General features: G+C 64.5%; 17 protein-coding genes. 6 read left to right on the top strand and 11 right to left on the bottom strand.

The window, feature by feature from the left end; all coding sequences use genetic code 11:
• Positions 1-2: 2 nt before the first annotated feature.
• From FMM79_RS05245 to FMM79_RS05235, 3 genes are all read right to left on the bottom strand, one after another.
• A complete protein-coding gene (locus FMM79_RS05245; RefSeq protein ID WP_148626490.1) occupies positions 3-644 on the bottom strand; it encodes an XrtA/PEP-CTERM system exopolysaccharide export protein in 642 nt (213 codons plus the stop codon).
• A 181-nt stretch (positions 645-825) separates the two neighbouring features.
• Positions 826-2,052 carry a pyridoxal-dependent decarboxylase, exosortase A system-associated gene (locus FMM79_RS05240; protein WP_148626489.1) on the bottom strand — a complete coding sequence of 409 codons (1,227 nt, stop codon included), beginning with the start codon at positions 2,050-2,052 and terminating at the stop codon, positions 826-828.
• Positions 2,049-3,548, bottom strand: a complete 1,500-nt coding sequence (locus FMM79_RS05235; protein WP_371710872.1) for an acyl-CoA ligase (AMP-forming), exosortase A system-associated — start codon at positions 3,546-3,548, stop codon at positions 2,049-2,051. Before FMM79_RS05235 ends, FMM79_RS05240 begins: the two co-directional genes overlap by 4 nt.
• 87 nt (positions 3,549-3,635) lie before the next feature.
• Between FMM79_RS05235 and FMM79_RS05230 the strand changes: the two genes are divergently transcribed.
• The 4 genes from FMM79_RS05230 to FMM79_RS05215 are packed head-to-tail and all read left to right on the top strand — an operon-like array spanning position 3,636 to position 6,465.
• Positions 3,636-4,667, top strand: a complete 1,032-nt coding sequence (locus tag FMM79_RS05230; protein ID WP_148626487.1) for a GNAT family N-acetyltransferase — start codon at positions 3,636-3,638, stop codon at positions 4,665-4,667.
• Positions 4,668-4,707: 40 nt separating this feature from the next.
• On the top strand, positions 4,708-4,971 hold the full coding sequence (locus tag FMM79_RS05225) for an acyl carrier protein (protein ID WP_148626486.1): 264 nt from the start codon (positions 4,708-4,710) through the stop codon (positions 4,969-4,971).
• Between the two features lie 19 nt (positions 4,972-4,990).
• Entirely contained in the window at positions 4,991-5,674 is a 684-nt protein-coding gene (locus tag FMM79_RS05220; protein WP_148626485.1) for a hypothetical protein, read from the top strand.
• Positions 5,671-6,465: a hydrolase 1, exosortase A system-associated gene (locus tag FMM79_RS05215; protein ID WP_148626484.1), complete on the top strand. Its 795-nt coding sequence runs from the start codon at positions 5,671-5,673 to the stop codon at positions 6,463-6,465. The genes FMM79_RS05220 and FMM79_RS05215 overlap by 4 nt, the downstream gene beginning before the upstream one ends.
• 63 nt (positions 6,466-6,528) lie before the next feature.
• On the opposite strand, the gene trxB is transcribed toward FMM79_RS05215, so the two are convergent.
• Positions 6,529-7,500, bottom strand: coding sequence for a thioredoxin-disulfide reductase (gene trxB / locus FMM79_RS05210; RefSeq protein WP_148626483.1), 972 nt, complete (start codon positions 7,498-7,500; stop codon positions 6,529-6,531).
• Between the two features lie 317 nt (positions 7,501-7,817).
• Here trxB and FMM79_RS05205 point away from each other — a divergent pair, with 317 nt between their 5' ends.
• Positions 7,818-8,564 carry an alpha/beta fold hydrolase gene (locus tag FMM79_RS05205; protein WP_371710862.1) on the top strand — a complete coding sequence of 249 codons (747 nt, stop codon included), beginning with the start codon at positions 7,818-7,820 and terminating at the stop codon, positions 8,562-8,564.
• A 103-nt stretch (positions 8,565-8,667) separates the two neighbouring features.
• Here FMM79_RS05205 and FMM79_RS05200 read toward each other — a convergent pair whose 3' ends face one another.
• From FMM79_RS05200 to FMM79_RS05185, 5 genes are all read right to left on the bottom strand, one after another.
• Positions 8,668-8,889: a hypothetical protein gene (locus FMM79_RS05200; RefSeq protein ID WP_148626482.1), complete on the bottom strand. Its 222-nt coding sequence runs from the start codon at positions 8,887-8,889 to the stop codon at positions 8,668-8,670.
• Between the two features lie 52 nt (positions 8,890-8,941).
• A complete protein-coding gene (locus tag FMM79_RS21175) occupies positions 8,942-9,085 on the bottom strand; it encodes a hypothetical protein (RefSeq protein ID WP_153269313.1) in 144 nt (47 codons plus the stop codon).
• A gap of 551 nt (positions 9,086-9,636) precedes the next feature.
• On the bottom strand, positions 9,637-10,476 hold the full coding sequence (gene fghA / locus FMM79_RS05195) for an S-formylglutathione hydrolase (protein WP_148626481.1): 840 nt from the start codon (positions 10,474-10,476) through the stop codon (positions 9,637-9,639).
• A 13-nt stretch (positions 10,477-10,489) separates the two neighbouring features.
• Positions 10,490-10,867, bottom strand: coding sequence for a VOC family protein (locus tag FMM79_RS05190; protein ID WP_148626480.1), 378 nt, complete (start codon positions 10,865-10,867; stop codon positions 10,490-10,492).
• A 14-nt stretch (positions 10,868-10,881) separates the two neighbouring features.
• Positions 10,882-11,994 carry an S-(hydroxymethyl)glutathione dehydrogenase/class III alcohol dehydrogenase gene (locus FMM79_RS05185; protein WP_148626479.1) on the bottom strand — a complete coding sequence of 371 codons (1,113 nt, stop codon included), beginning with the start codon at positions 11,992-11,994 and terminating at the stop codon, positions 10,882-10,884.
• 155 nt (positions 11,995-12,149) lie between these two features.
• On the opposite strand from FMM79_RS05185, the gene FMM79_RS05180 reads away from it, so the two are divergent.
• A complete protein-coding gene (locus FMM79_RS05180; protein WP_148626478.1) occupies positions 12,150-13,055 on the top strand; it encodes a LysR family transcriptional regulator in 906 nt (301 codons plus the stop codon).
• Here FMM79_RS05180 and FMM79_RS05175 read toward each other — a convergent pair.
• On the bottom strand, positions 13,045-14,559 hold the full coding sequence (locus FMM79_RS05175; protein WP_148626477.1) for an EAL domain-containing protein: 1,515 nt from the start codon (positions 14,557-14,559) through the stop codon (positions 13,045-13,047). The two genes, FMM79_RS05180 and FMM79_RS05175, sit on opposite strands and share 11 nt — an antisense overlap.
• A gap of 244 nt (positions 14,560-14,803) precedes the next feature.
• Complete coding sequence (locus tag FMM79_RS05170; protein WP_148626476.1) at positions 14,804-15,967, bottom strand: isovaleryl-CoA dehydrogenase; 1,164 nt, start codon at positions 15,965-15,967, stop codon at positions 14,804-14,806.
• Between the last annotated feature and the right edge of the window lie 34 nt (positions 15,968-16,001).

Raw genomic sequence — 16,001 nt, 5'->3', positions numbered from 1 at the left:
CTTCAGAACATGCTCTCGGGGATGATGATGACATCGCCCGGCGAGAGCATCACGTTGGCCTTGCTGTCCCCCTCCTTGAGGAGGTCGGAGAGGCGCAGCTTGTACTCCTTCTGCTTGCCGCTGGTCTTGTCGAAGCGGATCAGGCGCGCGCGGTTGCCCGCCGCGTACTCCGACAGTCCGCCCACCGCGATCATCGCGTCGAGCAGCGTCATGTTCGCGCGGTAGGGGATCGAGGCGGGCTTTTCGGTCGCACCAACCACCCGGATCTGCTGGCTGAAAGTTCCCGAGAAGCTGTTTACGATTACCGAGACGAGCGGGTCCTCGATGTACTGAGAAAGCTGCAGGCGGATGTCCTCGGCCAGCATCGCGGGGGTCTTGCCCACGGCGGGCATGTCGGTAATGAGGGGCGTTGTGATGCGCCCGTCCGGCCGCACCTGGACCTTTGCGCCGAGTTCAGGATTGCGCCACACGAAGACGGTCAGATCGTCGAGCGGGCCGATGATGTACTCCTCGCCCGGCCCCTCCTGCATCGCCACGAAGGTCGCCGGCGGGAGTTCGGGCGCACTGGTCGTGGCGCAGCCCGACAGCGCAAGGCTGGCCAGTGCGCATCCAGACACGAGTGTGGCAAGGCGATCAAACCGCATGTCTTCTTCCCTCTGATCCCGTTCGTCCCGCCCGCGCATCACGTTCGCGCACAGGTTAAGGCTCGGGTAAATTCCATTTCGCCCTATGGGCAAAAAGGGTGAACATTGCGTTAGCCTTACGCACTAACTCTAGCCCCAGTCCCGAAATGGCACAATGGACAGTCACTTTCTCCAATCGTTATCAGACAAGCCGCTCCAGGGCGGGCCCCTGCCCCAGAAACAAAGCCGGGCTGGCGCTTGCACCATAGGCGCCCGCGCAGAAGACCGCGACGAGATCGCCAACGTCAGCGCACGGGAAACCGGCCTTTTCAGCCAGCTTGTCGAGCGGCGTGCAGAGACACCCGACGATCGAGGCCTCTTCCTCGACCGGCTCGCCAAAGCGCGTGGCAATGGCGACCGGGTAGTTACGCCGGACCACCGTCCCGAAGTTGCCCGACGCCGCCAACTGGTGGTGCAGCCCACCGTCCGTCACAAGAAAAGTTTCACCATGGCTCGTTTTTCTGTCGAGGACCTGGGTGAGATAGACCCCAGCCTCGCCCACCAGGTAGCGACCAAGCTCCATGCAGAAGCGCGTCTCCTGAAGGATATCGGGAAGCTGGTCGAAACGCTGCGCCAGCGCCGCACCGACAGCCTCCAGGTCCACCGGGCGATCCGGACCGAAATAGGGAATACCAAGGCCGCCGCCCAAGTTGCAGTGGGGGGGCGCCTCCCCCACCTCCTCGGCCAGCCGCGCGGCAAGTTCGAGCGTTTGCCCCTGCGTTTCGGCAATCGCGTTGGCATCAAGCGCCTGGCTGCCCGCAAATATGTGGAAGCCGCGCCAGTCCGCGTCGGCGTCCAGCAGGCGGCGCACGAGGGCCGGAATGCGCTCCGCATCCATGCCGAAGGGCTTGGCTCCGCCCCCCATCTTCATCCCTGAGCCCTTCAGGTCGAAGTCGGGGTTGACACGCACAGCAAGACGCGGGCGCAGGCCCAACTTTTGGCCAAGGGCGAGCGCGCGGTCCGCCTCGCCCTCGGACTCGAGGTTGAGCGTGACACCGTGGACGATGGCCGCCTCCAGCTCGCGGTCACGCTTGCCCGGCCCTGCAAAACTTATCTCTGCCCCCGAAACGCCGCAGGCAAGGAGTTCGCGCAGTTCACCGCCCGAGGCGATGTCGAAACCATCGACCAGCCCGTGCATCAGCGAAAGTACAGGGCCGAACGGGTTGGCCTTGACCGCGTAGTGCAGCGCAAGACGTTCGGGCATGGCCGCGCGCAGCTGCGCGATCCGCGCGCGGATCCGCTCTGCGCTGTAAAGGAAAAGCGGTGTCCCCCCGGCTTGCTCAACCCAATGCGTCACGGGTTTTCCGGCTACGGCCAGCACACCGTCGATAGCCTCGAACCCTGAAGGAATGGGGCCCAGCGGCTTCATGCGGACACCTCGCCGGTCAGGCGCGCCCGGATCTCGGCAGTAAGACCTGCCCGGTCGATCTTGCCATTGGGCCCCGTTGGCAGTGCGCTGCGCCAGTGAATGACCTTGGGCTGCATGAAATTCGGGAGTTCCTTCATCAGTTCACGCGTAAGGCGTTCCTGTGCCTCGGGCGCGTCCATGGCGGCCCGGACGACAAGGTGGACCGCCTGCCCCAGCCGCGCATCGGGAATGCCCAGCGCGACCGCCTCGGCCACAAGACCGCTGGCGAGCGCCGCATCCTCGACTTCCTGCGGGCTGATGCGGTTGCCCGCACTCTTGATCATCGCATCGCGCCTTCCGACGAAATAGAGAAAGCCCTGCGCATCGCGCTGCACCCGGTCCCCGGACCACACCGCGACGCCTCCGTATTGCGAGGCCGATGGAGCCGGACGGTAGCGCTCGGCCGTGCGTGCGGGATCCTGCCAATAGCCCTGCCCGACCAGCGGACCGCAATGGACCAGCTCGCCCTCCTCGCCGTCCGCCGCGATCTCACCGGCGTCGTTGATGACAAGGATTTCGGCGTGGGGGACCGACTTGCCCATCGAGGTCGGACGCTCCTCGATCAACGCCGGATCGAGGTAGGTCGAACGGAACGCCTCTGTCAGGCCGTACATCGCGTACAGGCGTGCCTGCGGGAAAAGCGTGCGAAGCCGTGTCACCAGGTCCGGGGTCAGCGCGCCGCCGCTGTTGGTCAGGCGGCGCAGATGCGCAGCGGTATCGGCGGGCCAGTCAAGCTCGCACACCTGCACCCAGAGCGGAGGCACGGCGGCCAGCGTTGTGATCTGGTAGCGCCCCACAGCCTTCACCAGATCGCGCGGGAGAAGATAATCGAGCGGGACCACGCAGCCCCCGGCCAACCAGGTCGCGAAAAGCTGGTTCTGGCCGTAGTCGAAAGCGAGCGGGAGGACGGCCAGTGTGCGATCCTGCGCACCGAGCTCTGTGTACTGCGCAACGCTCTCCGCGCCCAGCCACAGGTTCGCGTGGCTCAGCATCACACCCTTGGGCCGGCCGGTCGAGCCACTGGTGTAGAGAATCGCGGCCAGATCGGCCGGGTCGGCGTCCGAGGGAGGCAGAGGTTCATCCATCAGGGCGACCTGCGCCAGCGCGTCGGCCTCTTCAATGCAGCGACAGCCTTCGGACACGTCGCCTTCCTGAAGGGTTGCCAGACGGCTCGGCGTGGCCAGCAGCAATGCGGCACCACTGTCAGCGAGAATATGCGCCACCTGTGCGTGCTTCAAAAGCGGGTTCATTGGCACATGGACGAGCCCGGCCCGCGCGGCGGCAAGCGGCATGAGGCAGGCCAGTTCGCCCTTCGCCGCCCAGGTTGCGACCCGCGCGCCCGGCTCGGACACCTCGCGCGCAAGCCAAGCGGCCAGACGCCCCACACGCAATCTTAAGGTCTTGTAGTCCAGCACCGTTTCGCGCAGCACAAGGCCCGGAGCGGACTCCTCCCCCATCTCGATGACATGGTCAACAGGGCGCGCCGGGACCGGCAACGGGGGTGAGAAGGTGGGACGCATGGCGATGGAATTGACCCGCAAATCATGAACATTTCGGTTAGCACCTCGATCTACCACCAGCCGCTGCGCGAAGTCCAACCTGGCACACGCCTCGATACCCTGCTTTGTGAGTACGCACGCGCGCCCTTCGACCGGCTGTGGTGGTGGCAGGCGCTCGAGCGCCATTGTGGCTTTTCCGGAACCCTTCACGGCGCCCGCAGCGAGGCTGGCGAGGCGCTGCTGGCCCTGCATGAGGCCGCGCCGGGCCATCTCGTCGCGCTCGCCAACTGGTACACCTTCCGCTTTCGCCCTATCGTGCGCGGCGACCCGGCGCTGCTGGAGCTGCTTGCCAAGGCGCTTAGATCCCGTGGCCGGCGCATCACGCTTGACAAGGTACCGGAGGAGGACGGGAGCTCCCGCGCCCTGGTCCTCGCCTTCCGCGCAGCCGGATGGTGGGTGTTCTGCGAGCCGTGCGACACCAACCACGTCCTCGAAGTTCGCGGGCGCGATTTCACAGCCTGTCGCGCCGCCCTCCCCGGCCCCTTGCGCACGACCCTCAAGCGCAAGAGCGGCAAGGTGCGCACCCAGGTCCTCACGCATTTTGACCCCGAAGCCTGGGCGCAATACGAATCTGTCTACGCGCAAAGCTGGAAGGGCGAGGAAGGCGCGCCTGCCTTCCTGCGCGCATTTGCCGAGGCGGAAGGCGCGGCCGGGCGCCTTCGCCTTGGCCTTGCCCATGACGCCGCCGACCCGACGGGGCCCGCCATCGCGGCACAGATGTGGAGCGTCGAAGGCAACACCGCCTTCATCCACAAGCTTGCCCATCGTGAGAGTGCCCGCTCCCTGTCGCCGGGCTCCGTGCTCACCGCTGCGCTTCTGCGCCACACGCTCGACACCGACCAGGTCGCGCTCGTTGATTTCGGGACCGGCGATGATGCCTACAAGTGCGACTGGATGAACGCTGTACGCCCACGCTATCGCGTCGAGGCATACCGCCCCGGTTCACTTGTCAACCTGCCCCAGTTGGTGCGCCGCCTTGCCGCGCGTCACCTTGCCGCATACCTCAAGCGCGGCTAGAGGCGCGCGTGAGATAGATATGCCTGTTTACGAGAGGGCCATGGCAGACACCACCGACCAGACCTTGCGCGCGATCCTCACCGACGTGCTCGGCCTCGCACCCGAACAGACCGCCACCTTCGAGGCCGACACCGGCCTTTTCGGGCACCTTCCCGAACTCGATTCGATGGCCGTCGCGGGCCTCCTCACCGAAATCGAGGACCGCTTCGACATCCTGATCGAGGATGAGGACATCGACGGCGAGATGCTGGAAACCTACGGCGCTCTTCGTGCCTTCGTCTCTGCCAAGACTGCGCAAGGCTGAAAGGATCGGGCGGGCGCACATGGATTATATCGCCTGGCCCGATCCGACATTTCCAAGAGAGCCCGCCCACGCGCTCGCCTTCGACGGCGCGGGGCCCTGTCGCCTGCTAATCGTCCCGGCACTTTTCGATGAGGGCAACCGCCTGCGCCGCCTGACGGTCGAGGTCCTGCGCCGAATTGCGGGGCGCCACACCATCGCTAGCGTGCTGCCTGACCTTCCCGGCTGCAACGAAAGCCTGGCTCAGCTGGAGACGCAGGACCTTGCTAGCTGGCGCGGCGCCATGGAAGCATGCGCGGCGCACTTTGGCGTAACGCATGTCCTTGGCTTTCGCGGCGGCGGGTTGGTTACGCCCAGCCACCTTCCTGCACTCCACTACGCCCCCGTCTCGGGCGCTGCGGTCCTGCGCCAGATGCTGCGCGCACGCCTTTTGTCCGCGCGTGAGGCTGGCCGCACGGAGACGCGTGCCGCCCTGGAGGAGCTTGCCCGCGCCGAGGGCCTTGACCTCAACGGCTATCGCATCGGCGCGCCCCTTTTCACCGACCTTGAACGGGCCGAGCCGCGTGGCGATGCGCAAGACCTCCCCCAATCGCAGGTGGGCGGTGCGGGCCTCTGGCTGCGCGCCGAGCCCGGCGAGAGCCCGGAGCAGGCCGACACGCTCGCGCGCGCCGTCGCCGAGTGGGTGGAACGGAGCGCCCGGCCATGAGACGACGGCCCATCCTGTTCCCATGTGCAGACCAGCACCTTGCCGGAACGCTCGACATTGCGGACGGCGCCACCGCGCTCCTGATCGTGAGCGGCGGCAACGAGACGCGCGCCGGGGCCTGGGATGGGCAGGCCGCGCTCGCCGCCCGGATTGCCCAGGCCGGATATCCCGTCCTGCGCTTCGACCGGCGCGGCGTAGGCGATAGCGAGGGAGCCAACAGCGGGTTTCGCACGAGTGGCCCGGACATCACCGCCGCACACCAGGAGCTGCGACGGCAGTGCCCGCAGGTGGCTCGCATCGTCGCCTTCGGCAATTGCGATGGCGCGTCCGCCCTCATGCTAATGCGCGGGCAAGGGTGTGCCGCACTCGTCCTCTCCAACCCCTGGACCATCGAGGGTGAAGAGGAGGCAGCGCCCACGCCCGAGGCGACCCGGGCGCACTACCGCCAGCGCCTGACCGATCCCGCCGCAATCCGGCGCCTGCTGTCAGGCAAGGTCCGCCTGGGAGCACTTGTCCAAAGCCTCATCGCCGCGCTTCGACCTGCGCCTGCCGCCAGGGGCCTTGTGGGTGAACTTGCGGCCGGGATTGCGACCTTTCACGGGCCGATCCGCGTCCTCATCGCCGAGCGCGACCGAACCGGACAGACGTTCCTGGCCCGCTGGAACAAGGCTGACCCGCGCATCCATCGTTGCCCGGGGGCCTCGCACAGTTACGTCGAGCCCGATGCGCAGGATTGGCTTTTTGCGCAGATCTTGGAGGTCTTACGCGAAACGGACCGAAACGCAGGATAATCCTGTGCATTCCAGCCCGCTTTGAGATCGTTATTGCGAGGGCGCGCAGTGGCGCCCGGCTGATCAGCCCTGAACGGTCTCGGTCATGTTCGCGAATTCCTTCTCGGCGAGGTAACGCTCGGCGTCGAGCGCAGCCTGGCAGCCCATGCCCGCCGCCGTGATGGCCTGGCGGTAGGTGTGGTCGCAGACGTCACCGGCGGCAAAGACACCCGCAACGTCGGTCTTGGGCGTACCGGGAGTAACGAGCAGGTAACCAGTGTCGTCCATCGCCAGCTTGCCCTTGAACAGTTCGGTCGCTGGCGCGTGGCCGATGGCGACGAACGCGCCGTCGGCCTCGAATTCGATGGCATCGCCGCTCACTGTGTCGGTGAGCGCGAGCGCGCGAAGTTCGCCGTTGTCCCCGGCAAGGAACTGGTCAACCTTCTTGTTCCACAGGACCGAAACCTTGGGATTCGCTTCGAGGCGATCCTGCAGGATCTTCTCGCTGCGCAGCGAATCGCGGCGGTGGATCAAGGTGACGTTGTCCGAATGGTTGGTGAGGTAGAGCGCCTCTTCCACGGCCGTGTTACCGCCGCCGATCACCACGACCTTCTTCCCGCGATAGAAGAACCCGTCGCAGGTCGCACAGGCCGAGACGCCCTTGCCCGAGAGTTCCTGCTCGCCCGGAACGCCCAGCCACTTGGCCTGCGCGCCGGTGCAGATCACCAGCGTGTCACCCTCGTAGGTGTCACCGCCGTCGCCGGTCGCGACGAATGTCGGGCCGGAGAGGTCCACGTCGGTGATCGTGTCCCACATCATGCGCGTACCCACATGCTCGGCCTGGGCCTGCATTTCCTGCATGAGCCAGGGGCCCTGGATCACTTCGCGAAAGCCCGGGTAGTTTTCCACATCGGTGGTGATGGTGAGCTGGCCGCCGGGCTGCAGGCCCTGCACCACGATCGGCTCCATGCCCGCGCGCGCGCCATAGATCGCGGCGGAGAGGCCAGCAGGCCCCGAACCGATAATGAGCATGCGGGTCTTGTGATTGGTTGCCATCGGGCGGTCTCCGGAGAAATGCAGGAATCGGGCGAATATCGAGCGGGGGAAATAGGAACTTTCCGGCCCCTTTGCCAAGTCGGGCGGGGAAAGGATTTCGTGGCCTGTCTAAATCGATGCTTGCCCGCCCCTTCAAGACGCGAAGGCGGGCGTGAGGGAGTTGACCTTCCAGCAGGGTCGGGCCACCTCTCCTTCATGGACTCCCAACTTGGCCCTACTTCCAACCGTTTCGTCTCGCAGCGCCTGCGTCTGAATTACGTGGAATGGGGCAACCCCGACGCACCCCCGTTGATCCTGCAGCACGGCGGGCGCGACCATTGCCGCAGCTGGGACTGGGTGGCCGAGGAACTGCGCCGGGACTGGCATGTGATCTGCGCGGACATGGCGACAGCGACTGGTCGCGCGAGGGGCATTACGGGATGGACGCCTTCGTCTTCGACATGGCGCAACTTGTCCACACGCTGGGTCATCCGCAGGTCAGTATCGTGGGCCATTCACTGGGCGGTGCCATCGCGACGCGTTTTGCCGCGCTCTATCCCGAGCGCGTTGCAAAACTCGTCACCATCGAAGGCCTGCGTCCTGTTGAGGGGGCCTGCCGCGACCGGGAGCGGCAATCGCCCGCTGACAGGCTGCGCACCTGGATTTCCAGCAAGCGTCAGGCTGCCGGGCACCCGGCACGCCGCTACACGACCCGCCGCGCGGCCTTCGAACGCATGCTGGCCGCCAACCCGTTCCTGAGCGAAACGCAGGCGCGTCACCTCAGCATCCATGGCGCCAGCCGCAACGAAGACGGCAGCTGGAGCTGGAAGTTCGATCCCTACATCCGGATTTCGCAAACCATTGATGTCACCACGCCCGAACTTCACGCCCTGTGGGGTGAGATCACATGTCCGGTGCTGCTGATGGCAGGCCTCAAAAGCTTTGCGCAAAGCCCCGCCAAGGACGAGCGTATGGGCCTGTTTCGCGATGCTCGGCTGATCGAGTACGAAGACGCCGGGCACTGGGTCCATCACGATCAGCTCGGCCGCTTCGTCGAGGATGTGCGGGCATTCCTGCAAGGCTGACAACCGGCGGTCCGGGATAGTGCCTGTAAGGAGGCCGTACCTTCAATCCCGCGTAGGCACGCGGCCAGGCATTTGGGCATCCCGCATTTGGTGGCCCTCAGGCCTAATTTCCGGAAGCTTGCGGCGAAGCGTCCGCACCGTCGGCATTCCCGGCCACAGCCGAGCCGCCAAACGGCAGCGCGAAGGCGGCGATCGCCATGCCGAGCCCGAACAGCACCGCCGGAATGACGGCTGCGGCCGCACGCGAACGCGGCAGCTCATCCTCGCGCGCCTTGTCCCGCGCGCGAACGGAGGTTTCGGACAAGTGGGTGCGATCAATGGCCATGGTGCAGCAACGCGCAGGCAACCCCGCGCGTTCCCGCCCGAGAAGGTCCCGATCAGTGGAGAAGGTAGAAGCCCAAGGCAGCCCAGCACGCCAGACTGAGCATGAAGCCCGCGATCAGCCCGCGCGGATCGTGCTCACCGGCACGGTTTTCCAGACGCTGCATGGCATAGACCTGCCGCGGACCGGGATCGGACATGATGCTTTTCTTGCTTGCGACCTGCACGGTGACATCCTCAAATAGGGGTCGGCATCTTGCGTTTTGCAAAGCCAGCCTTGTTTTACTCCAAACATCCGGGTGCACTTCTTAGTGTCATCCCGAATGGCCCTTCGACGCTTTGATGTATAACAAGATTACCACATTTTTGCCAGATTGATTGTGCAGCAAACTAAAAACACCACAATATGGCTATTTTATGGAATATTAATTCGCATTCCTAAAATTTGCTGACATGGAAATGCAACAATGTCCAGTTGTCCAATATGCATGTTCGCACTGCAGCAGGGCTTAAGCCGACGCAATTTCGGACCATTGCCGATGCGAAGTGGCCAACCTCGCGGCAGGGCACAATTTGGGCTGATTTTCGTGCCGCAGAGCAGCAAATACGGCGAAAAAAGATAGTACAAGGCTCGCCGAAACCCAAACAGCCGCGATCCCGAGACGCGCGCGTCAAATGATTCGCAAGGTCCTGACCGGAACAGACACGTCGTGATGCCGCTCCGGTCAAACCAGCGCGCGCGGCCTCCTGCTCAGGCCGAGAGGTGCGCGGCGTGCCAAGCGACGTGTTCCCCGAGGAACGTCGAAATGAAGTAATAGGAGTGGTCGTACCCCTCCTGCATGCGGATCGTGGCCGACATACCCGCAGCCTCGCAGGCCTCGACAAGAAGCAGGGTTTTGAGCTGCTCCTCAAGGAATCCGTCGGCCGTGCCCTGGTCGACCAGCAGATGCGGCGCACGCGCGCCATCGGCGATGAGGGCGCAGGCGTCGTATTCACGCCAGTCCCCCCGGTCCCCGCCGATGTACCCGGTCAGGGCCTTCTCGCCCCAGGGACACGCCAGCGGCGAGACGATCGGCGAGAACGCGCTGATCGAGCGGAAACGCTCAGGGTTGCGAAGGCCGATGGTCAAGGCGCCGTGGCCGCCCATCGAATGCCCGGTGATAGCCTGGCGTGCCATGTCGGCGGGGAACGCCTCCCCGATTAATGCGGGCAGTTCGGTCTCGATATAGGAACGCATCCGGAAATTGGCCTTCCAGGGTTCCCGCGTTGCATCGACGTAGAACCCGGCGCCCTTGCCGAAGTCGTAGGTGTCCTCGTCAGGCACGTCCTCGCCCCGGGGCGAGGTGTCGGGCGCGACGAAGATGATTCCGTGCCGGGCACAGGCTTCGCGAAACTCCCCCTTTTCGGTAACGTTCGCGTGGGTGCAGGTGAGCCCCGAGAGGTACCACAGGACCGGCAGCTTCGCGCCCTCGGCGTGGTCGGGCACGAAGACCGAAAAGGTCATGTCGGTGCCGGTCTCGGCCGAGCGATGCGTGTAGACGCCCTGGGTGCCGCCATGGCTGGCGTTGGTCGATACCTTCTCGAGGCTCATTTTCTGCGGTTCCTTACGCTGCCACGTGCCAGAGGCAGATCTTGTTGTTGTCCGGGTCGCGCAGGTATGCGCCATAGCTGCCCGGGAACGCGGCGCGCGGCCCCGGTTCGCCATCGCAGGTGCCTCCGGCTGCAAGACCGGCCTTGTAGGCCGCGTCCACCGCCTCGGGGCTGATGGCCTTGAAGCCGATCGTGCCGCCGTTGGCGAACGTCGCGGGCTCACCGTTGGCGGGCACGCCGACGATGAAGTTGGCCGTTCCGTCGGAGTACACGTACGCCGCGCCGTCCTTGATCCCGAAGCCTTCCTTGAGGCCATAGGCCCCGAAGACGGCGTCGTAGAAGGTCTTGGCAGCCGCGGCATCGTTGGTGCCGACGAAAATGTGGCTGAACATTGTAAAGGGTCTCCTCAGTAAACCACGACAGAGCGAATGGATTCGCCCGCGTGCATCAGATCAAACGCCTTGTTGATGTCTTCAAGACCCATGACGTGGGTAATCATCGGATCGATCTGGATTTTCCCGTCCATGTACCAATCGACGATCTTGGGTACGTCGGTCCGGCCCTTGGCGCCGCCGAAGGCCGAGCCCTTCCACACGCGGCCCGTAACGAGCTGGAACGGACGGGTGGAAATTTCCTTGCCCGCCTCGGCCACGCCGATGACGATGCTCTCGCCCCAGCCGCGGTGGCAGCATTCGAGCGCGGTGCGCATGACTTCGGTGTTGCCGGTGCAGTCGAAGGTGTAGTCCGCGCCGCCGTCGGTCATCTGCAAAACCTTGGCGATCACGTCCTCGCGCTTCATGCCCTTGGTGTTGAGAAAGTCGGTCATGCCGAACTTGCGGCCCCATTCCTCACGATCGGAGTTAAGGTCGATACCTATGATCTTGTTGGCACCGGCGAGCTTGGCACCCTGGATCACGTTGAGACCGATACCGCCCAGGCCGAAGACGACGACATTGTCGCCGACCTGCACCTTGGCAGTGTTGACAACCGCGCCCACGCCCGTGGTCACGCCGCAGCCGATGTAGCATGAGGTCTGGAACGGCGCGTCCTTGCGTATCTTGGCCAGCGCGATCTCGGGCAGGACGGTGAAGTTCGAGAAGGTCGAGCAGCCCATGTAGTGGTAGAGCTTCTGACCCTTGTACGAAAAGCGGCTGGTGCCGTCGGGCATCAGGCCTTGGCCTTGGGTTGAACGGATCGACGTGCACAGGTTTGACTTGCCCGAGGTGCAGGTCTTACACTGGCGGCATTCGGGCGTGTAGAGCGGAATCACGTGGTCATCGACCGCGACCGAGGTTACCCCCGCGCCCACTTCGCGCACGATCCCTGCGCCTTCATGGCCCAGGATCGAGGGGAACAGGCCTTCGGAATCGAGGCCGTCGAGAGTGTAGGCGTCGGTGTGGCAGATGCCGGTCGCCATGATCTCGACGAGGACCTCGCCCTCCTTGGGGCCTTCGAGATCCACTTCGACGATTTCCAGCGGCTTCTTGGCTTCAAACGCAACGGCTGCGCGAGTCTTCATGGGCGGTATCTCCTAGTCTGCCGAATGGCGTTGACGGGCCTTCTAGCGCGTTGCCGGATTGGCGTGAATGGGGTTGTTTTGCAAAGCATTATAACCATACAGGAACAATCTTTGCAGGAGAACATCCATGAGGCCAAAGCCATGAGGCCTGAGACATGAGCGGGGCCTGGGACGGCATTGAGGAATTCGTGAGTGTGGCGCGCGCGAGCAGCTTCACGGGTGCGGCGCGCAGTTTCGGTGCGTCGGTCACGCACATGAGCCGCTCGGTCAGCCGCCTCGAGGCAAGGCTGGGCAGCCAGCTCTTCCACCGCACCACCCGCTCGCTCAGCCTGACCGAAGCGGGGCGGCACTTCTTCGAGACCGGCAGCCGCCTCATTGCCGAGCGCGACGATGCCATTGCCGCCATGACAGCGAGCAGTTCGCCGCGCGGCCACCTTCGGATCACGTGTTCTTACACTTTGGGCGAACAGTTCATCGGCCCAATCCTGCGCGGCTATGCGCAGGAGTATCCCGAGATCGCCATCACGTGCGACCTCGACAACGATGTCGTCGACCTCATCCGCGACGGCTATGATCTGGCGATCCGCACCGGCCACCTCGAAGACTCGCGCCTGGTCGCCACTCGCGTCGCCTCGCGCGCGATGGCGACGGTGGCCTCCCCAGCCTACCTCGCAGAGCACGGCGTGCCCCTGCGCATTGGCGACCTTAAGGCGCATGCCTGCCTGATGGGTTCGAACAGCTTGTGGCAGTTCGCGCGCGGTGAGACCTTCCGCCCCGAAGGACGCTGGAAGGCGAACAGCGGGATCATGGTGCTGGAAGCCGCGCTGGAAGGCATGGGGCTGTGCCAGCTCCCGCGCTTCTACGCCGCCCCACATCTGCGCAGCGGTGCCTTGCGCGAAGTGCTGAGCGCCGAATGCCCCGAGGACGAACCGATCTGGGCCGTCTATCCGCGGCCCAAACACCTTTCCCCAAAAGTCAGCACGCTGGTCGAGCGCCTGCGTTCCGAATTGCAGGGACGCCTTAACGGCGAGGACCTCCCCTCCTCGCCCCTTACGGGGTGAAGCGGTAGGGACTTTCTTCGGCAAGCCGCGCTTCCAGCACACTCACGTCAAGAGCCCGATCGAAATAGAAGCCCTGCGCGTACTCGACGCCGAGCGCGCGCAGCATTTGGACCTGCGCCTCAGTCTCTGCGCCTTCCCCGATGACCTGCAGGTGCAGGTCCTTGGCGATCTCGATCACCCGCTCGGTCACATGGCTGGTCGCGGTATTTGCGCCCAACGCGTGCACGAAGAGCTTGTCGACCTTGAGATAGTCGAGATCAAGCTGGGCAAGGAAGCTCAGGCTGGAATAGCCCGTTCCGAAATCGTCAATGGCAATACGGGCGCCCATCGCCCGCAGCGCGCGGATCGCATCGCCCGCGCGCTCGACATCGATGAAAGCCCGCTCGGTCGCTTCGAACACGAAGTTGCGAGGCTCCAGGCCCGCCTCGGCCATCAGGTGCCCGACGCGCTCGGACAGGTTCGGATCGTGAAGATCGTTGGCCGAGAGGTTTATACCGATGTGCAGATCGGGACGCAGAACCAGAAGGCGTGGAGCATCGCGCATGATCAGTTCGAACAGACGCAGGGTCAGTGCGTGGATCAAACCGGATTCCTCGGCGACCGGGATGAACTCATCCGGACCGATCTCGCGATCCCCGTCGCATTGCCAGCGCAGCAGAGCCTCGATGCCCGCGATCTGCCCCGTCTCAAGGTCAATGACCGGCTGGTATTCGACGAAGAACTGGTCGCGCATCAGGCCACTGCGAATGAGCGCCGCACTGGACGTACGGTGGCGCATGATGCTGATAAGCATGGCGGCCAGCAGCAGCCCGATGAGGATGCCGATCGGCACCAACATGACCAGGGTCTGGGAAAAGAACTGGCGGACCAGGAACCCCGGCACCGCCGCGCCCACGGCGAGATCGTAGCGGCTGTTCTTGGCCAGGTATACGACATGATCGCCCGACCAGAAGGCCTTGTCCAACCCGGCGCGCCCCGCGAACGGAGCGAAATCGAACGCCCCCTTGGACATGACCACGCGTCGGCTGCTCCAGGAAATCGCGGCGACCGCGGTCCCTTTCTGCATCTCCACGAAGCTGAGCAGGAGGTCCTTGTGGACGACCGCAACATAAGGACCTCTGCCAATGACGAAGTAGCCAGGTCCCTCGGGTTCGAACCGGACATTCAACCAGACTTCGACGCCGGTGTTCGAACGGATCGAGGGTTCTCCAAGCTCGATCCGCGCATCGCGGTCTATCGATGAGCACACGATGGCATTGTCCCGTGTATAGCCCACCGCCTGAAGCAGGGTGGACCCCAGATCGATGCTGCGCATTCTTGCCAGTGCGACATCGGAACAGGGCGTGACGCCTTTCAGGTCCAGGGCAAGGCGATTGGCCGACATGACCTGATCGGCCGCGACGACCACCTTGCCCAGAACGACCTCGGCCATTTCCTTGGCCGCTTCGCCGGCACGGGCCTCGGCATGCTTCCAGGCGACCAGCCCGACGAGGCCTACAGGCATGAGGACGAGGAAACATGCCGCAGCCAGTATCAGGGGAGAAAAAAGTCTCCGATTGGCCGACGCTGGGGTCACCCGCTCACTCCAGGCAAGAAAAAAACACCGGCGTCACTCCTTACCCGATGCAGGTCGGGTCTATCAGTGGCCGGAGACAACTTCAATCTGGGTGGACGGGCGTACACATATTGTATGCAATTGAGGACGAACGGCGAAGTTGCAGGGAACCTCGCCAATCGCCCAGCGCTGGTTATCCCGCCCCGATCAGTTCCCGGCCGATCAGCATACGCCGGATTTCGTTGGTTCCCGCCCCGATATCGAGAAGCTTGGCATCGCGCAGGTAGCGCTCAACCGGCCAGTCGGTGGTATAGCCCGCCCCACCCAGCGCCTGCACCGCCTCGCCCGCCACGCGAAACGCGCTCTCACTCGCCAGCAGGATTGCTCCGGCCGCATCGAAGCGCGTGGTGTTGCCCGCATCGCACGCCCGCGCCACGGCGTATACGTACGCCCGCGCCGATTGCAGCGCGACATACATGTCCGCGACCTTGGCCTGCATGAGCTGGAACGTGCCGATGGGCGCACCGAACTGGCGCCGCTCGCGCACATAGGGAATGACGGTATCGAGGCAGGCCTGCATGATACCTAGCTGCAAGCCAGCCAGCACCACGCGCTCGTAGTCGAGGCCGCTCATCAACACCTTAACTCCGCCCCCGACCGGGCCGAGCACATTCGCCTCGGGCACGAAGCAATCGGCGAAGACGAGCTCGCACGTGGGCGAGCCGCGCATACCAAGCTTGTCGATCTTCTGGCCGATAGAAAAGCCTTCCCTGCCCTTTTCGACCAAGAACGCAGTGATCCCGCGCGAACCCGCTTCAGCATCGGTACGCCCGTACACAACCAGGGTATCGGCATAAGTCCCGTTGGTGATCCAGAACTTCGTGCCATCGAGACGCCAGCCGCCAGGGACCGCCTCGGCGCGCAGCTTCATGCCCACGACGTCCGAACCCGCCCCCGCCTCGGACATGGCGAGGCTGCCGACATGTTCGCCGCTGATGAGCGGGGCGAGGTACTTCTCCTTCTGCGCATCACTGCCCCAGCGGCGGATCTGGTTGACGCACAAGTTCGAATGCGCGCCATAGGACAAGCCGACCGAGGCCGAGGCGCGGCTGACTTCCTCGACCGCCACGACATGTTCGAGATAGCCAAGACCGATCCCGCCCCACTCTTCCTCCACCGTGATACCGTGGAGACCGAGCGCGCCCATCTCGGGCCAGAGTTCGCGAGGGAACCGGTCCTCGCGGTCAATCTGAGCTGCAATCGGCGCTATGCGCTCGGACGCGAAGCGCGCCACACTCTCGCGGATCATCTGCGCGCTTTCGCCCAGACCGAAATCGAAATCGGGGGTCGCTGTCATCTCTCTCCTCTTCCCGCCACCATGAACGGCGGCG

The sequence above is a fragment of the Novosphingobium sp. BW1 genome (assembly GCF_008107685.1).
In the GTDB taxonomy this organism is placed as follows: Bacteria; Pseudomonadota; Alphaproteobacteria; order Sphingomonadales; family Sphingomonadaceae; genus Novosphingobium.
Note: the sequence above shows the minus strand (reverse complement) of the source record. Positions and strands in the feature narration are given on the sequence as shown.

Bases quoted from the DNA above. Each gene is read 5' to 3' on its own strand.
- FMM79_RS05245 (WP_148626490.1), bottom strand. From the start codon at position 644: ATGCGGTTTGATCGCCTTGCCACACTCGTGTCTGGATGCGCACTGGCC.
- FMM79_RS05240 (WP_148626489.1), bottom strand. From the start codon at position 2,052: ATGAAGCCGCTGGGCCCCATTCCTTCAGGGTTCGAGGCTATCGACGGT.
- FMM79_RS05235 (WP_371710872.1), bottom strand. From the start codon at position 3,548: ATGGGGGAGGAGTCCGCTCCGGGCCTTGTGCTGCGCGAAACGGTGCTG.
- FMM79_RS05230 (WP_148626487.1), top strand. From the start codon at position 3,636: ATGAACATTTCGGTTAGCACCTCGATCTACCACCAGCCGCTGCGCGAA.
- FMM79_RS05225 (WP_148626486.1), top strand. From the start codon at position 4,708: ATGGCAGACACCACCGACCAGACCTTGCGCGCGATCCTCACCGACGTG.
- FMM79_RS05220 (WP_148626485.1), top strand. From the start codon at position 4,991: ATGGATTATATCGCCTGGCCCGATCCGACATTTCCAAGAGAGCCCGCC.
- FMM79_RS05215 (WP_148626484.1), top strand. From the start codon at position 5,671: ATGAGACGACGGCCCATCCTGTTCCCATGTGCAGACCAGCACCTTGCC.
- trxB (WP_148626483.1), bottom strand. From the start codon at position 7,500: ATGGCAACCAATCACAAGACCCGCATGCTCATTATCGGTTCGGGGCCT.
- FMM79_RS05200 (WP_148626482.1), bottom strand. From the start codon at position 8,889: ATGGCCATTGATCGCACCCACTTGTCCGAAACCTCCGTTCGCGCGCGG.
- FMM79_RS21175 (WP_153269313.1), bottom strand. From the start codon at position 9,085: ATGTCCGATCCCGGTCCGCGGCAGGTCTATGCCATGCAGCGTCTGGAA.
- fghA (WP_148626481.1), bottom strand. From the start codon at position 10,476: ATGAGCCTCGAGAAGGTATCGACCAACGCCAGCCATGGCGGCACCCAG.
- FMM79_RS05190 (WP_148626480.1), bottom strand. From the start codon at position 10,867: ATGTTCAGCCACATTTTCGTCGGCACCAACGATGCCGCGGCTGCCAAG.
- FMM79_RS05185 (WP_148626479.1), bottom strand. From the start codon at position 11,994: ATGAAGACTCGCGCAGCCGTTGCGTTTGAAGCCAAGAAGCCGCTGGAA.
- FMM79_RS05180 (WP_148626478.1), top strand. From the start codon at position 12,150: ATGAGCGGGGCCTGGGACGGCATTGAGGAATTCGTGAGTGTGGCGCGC.
- FMM79_RS05175 (WP_148626477.1), bottom strand. From the start codon at position 14,559: ATGCCTGTAGGCCTCGTCGGGCTGGTCGCCTGGAAGCATGCCGAGGCC.
- FMM79_RS05170 (WP_148626476.1), bottom strand. From the start codon at position 15,967: ATGACAGCGACCCCCGATTTCGATTTCGGTCTGGGCGAAAGCGCGCAG.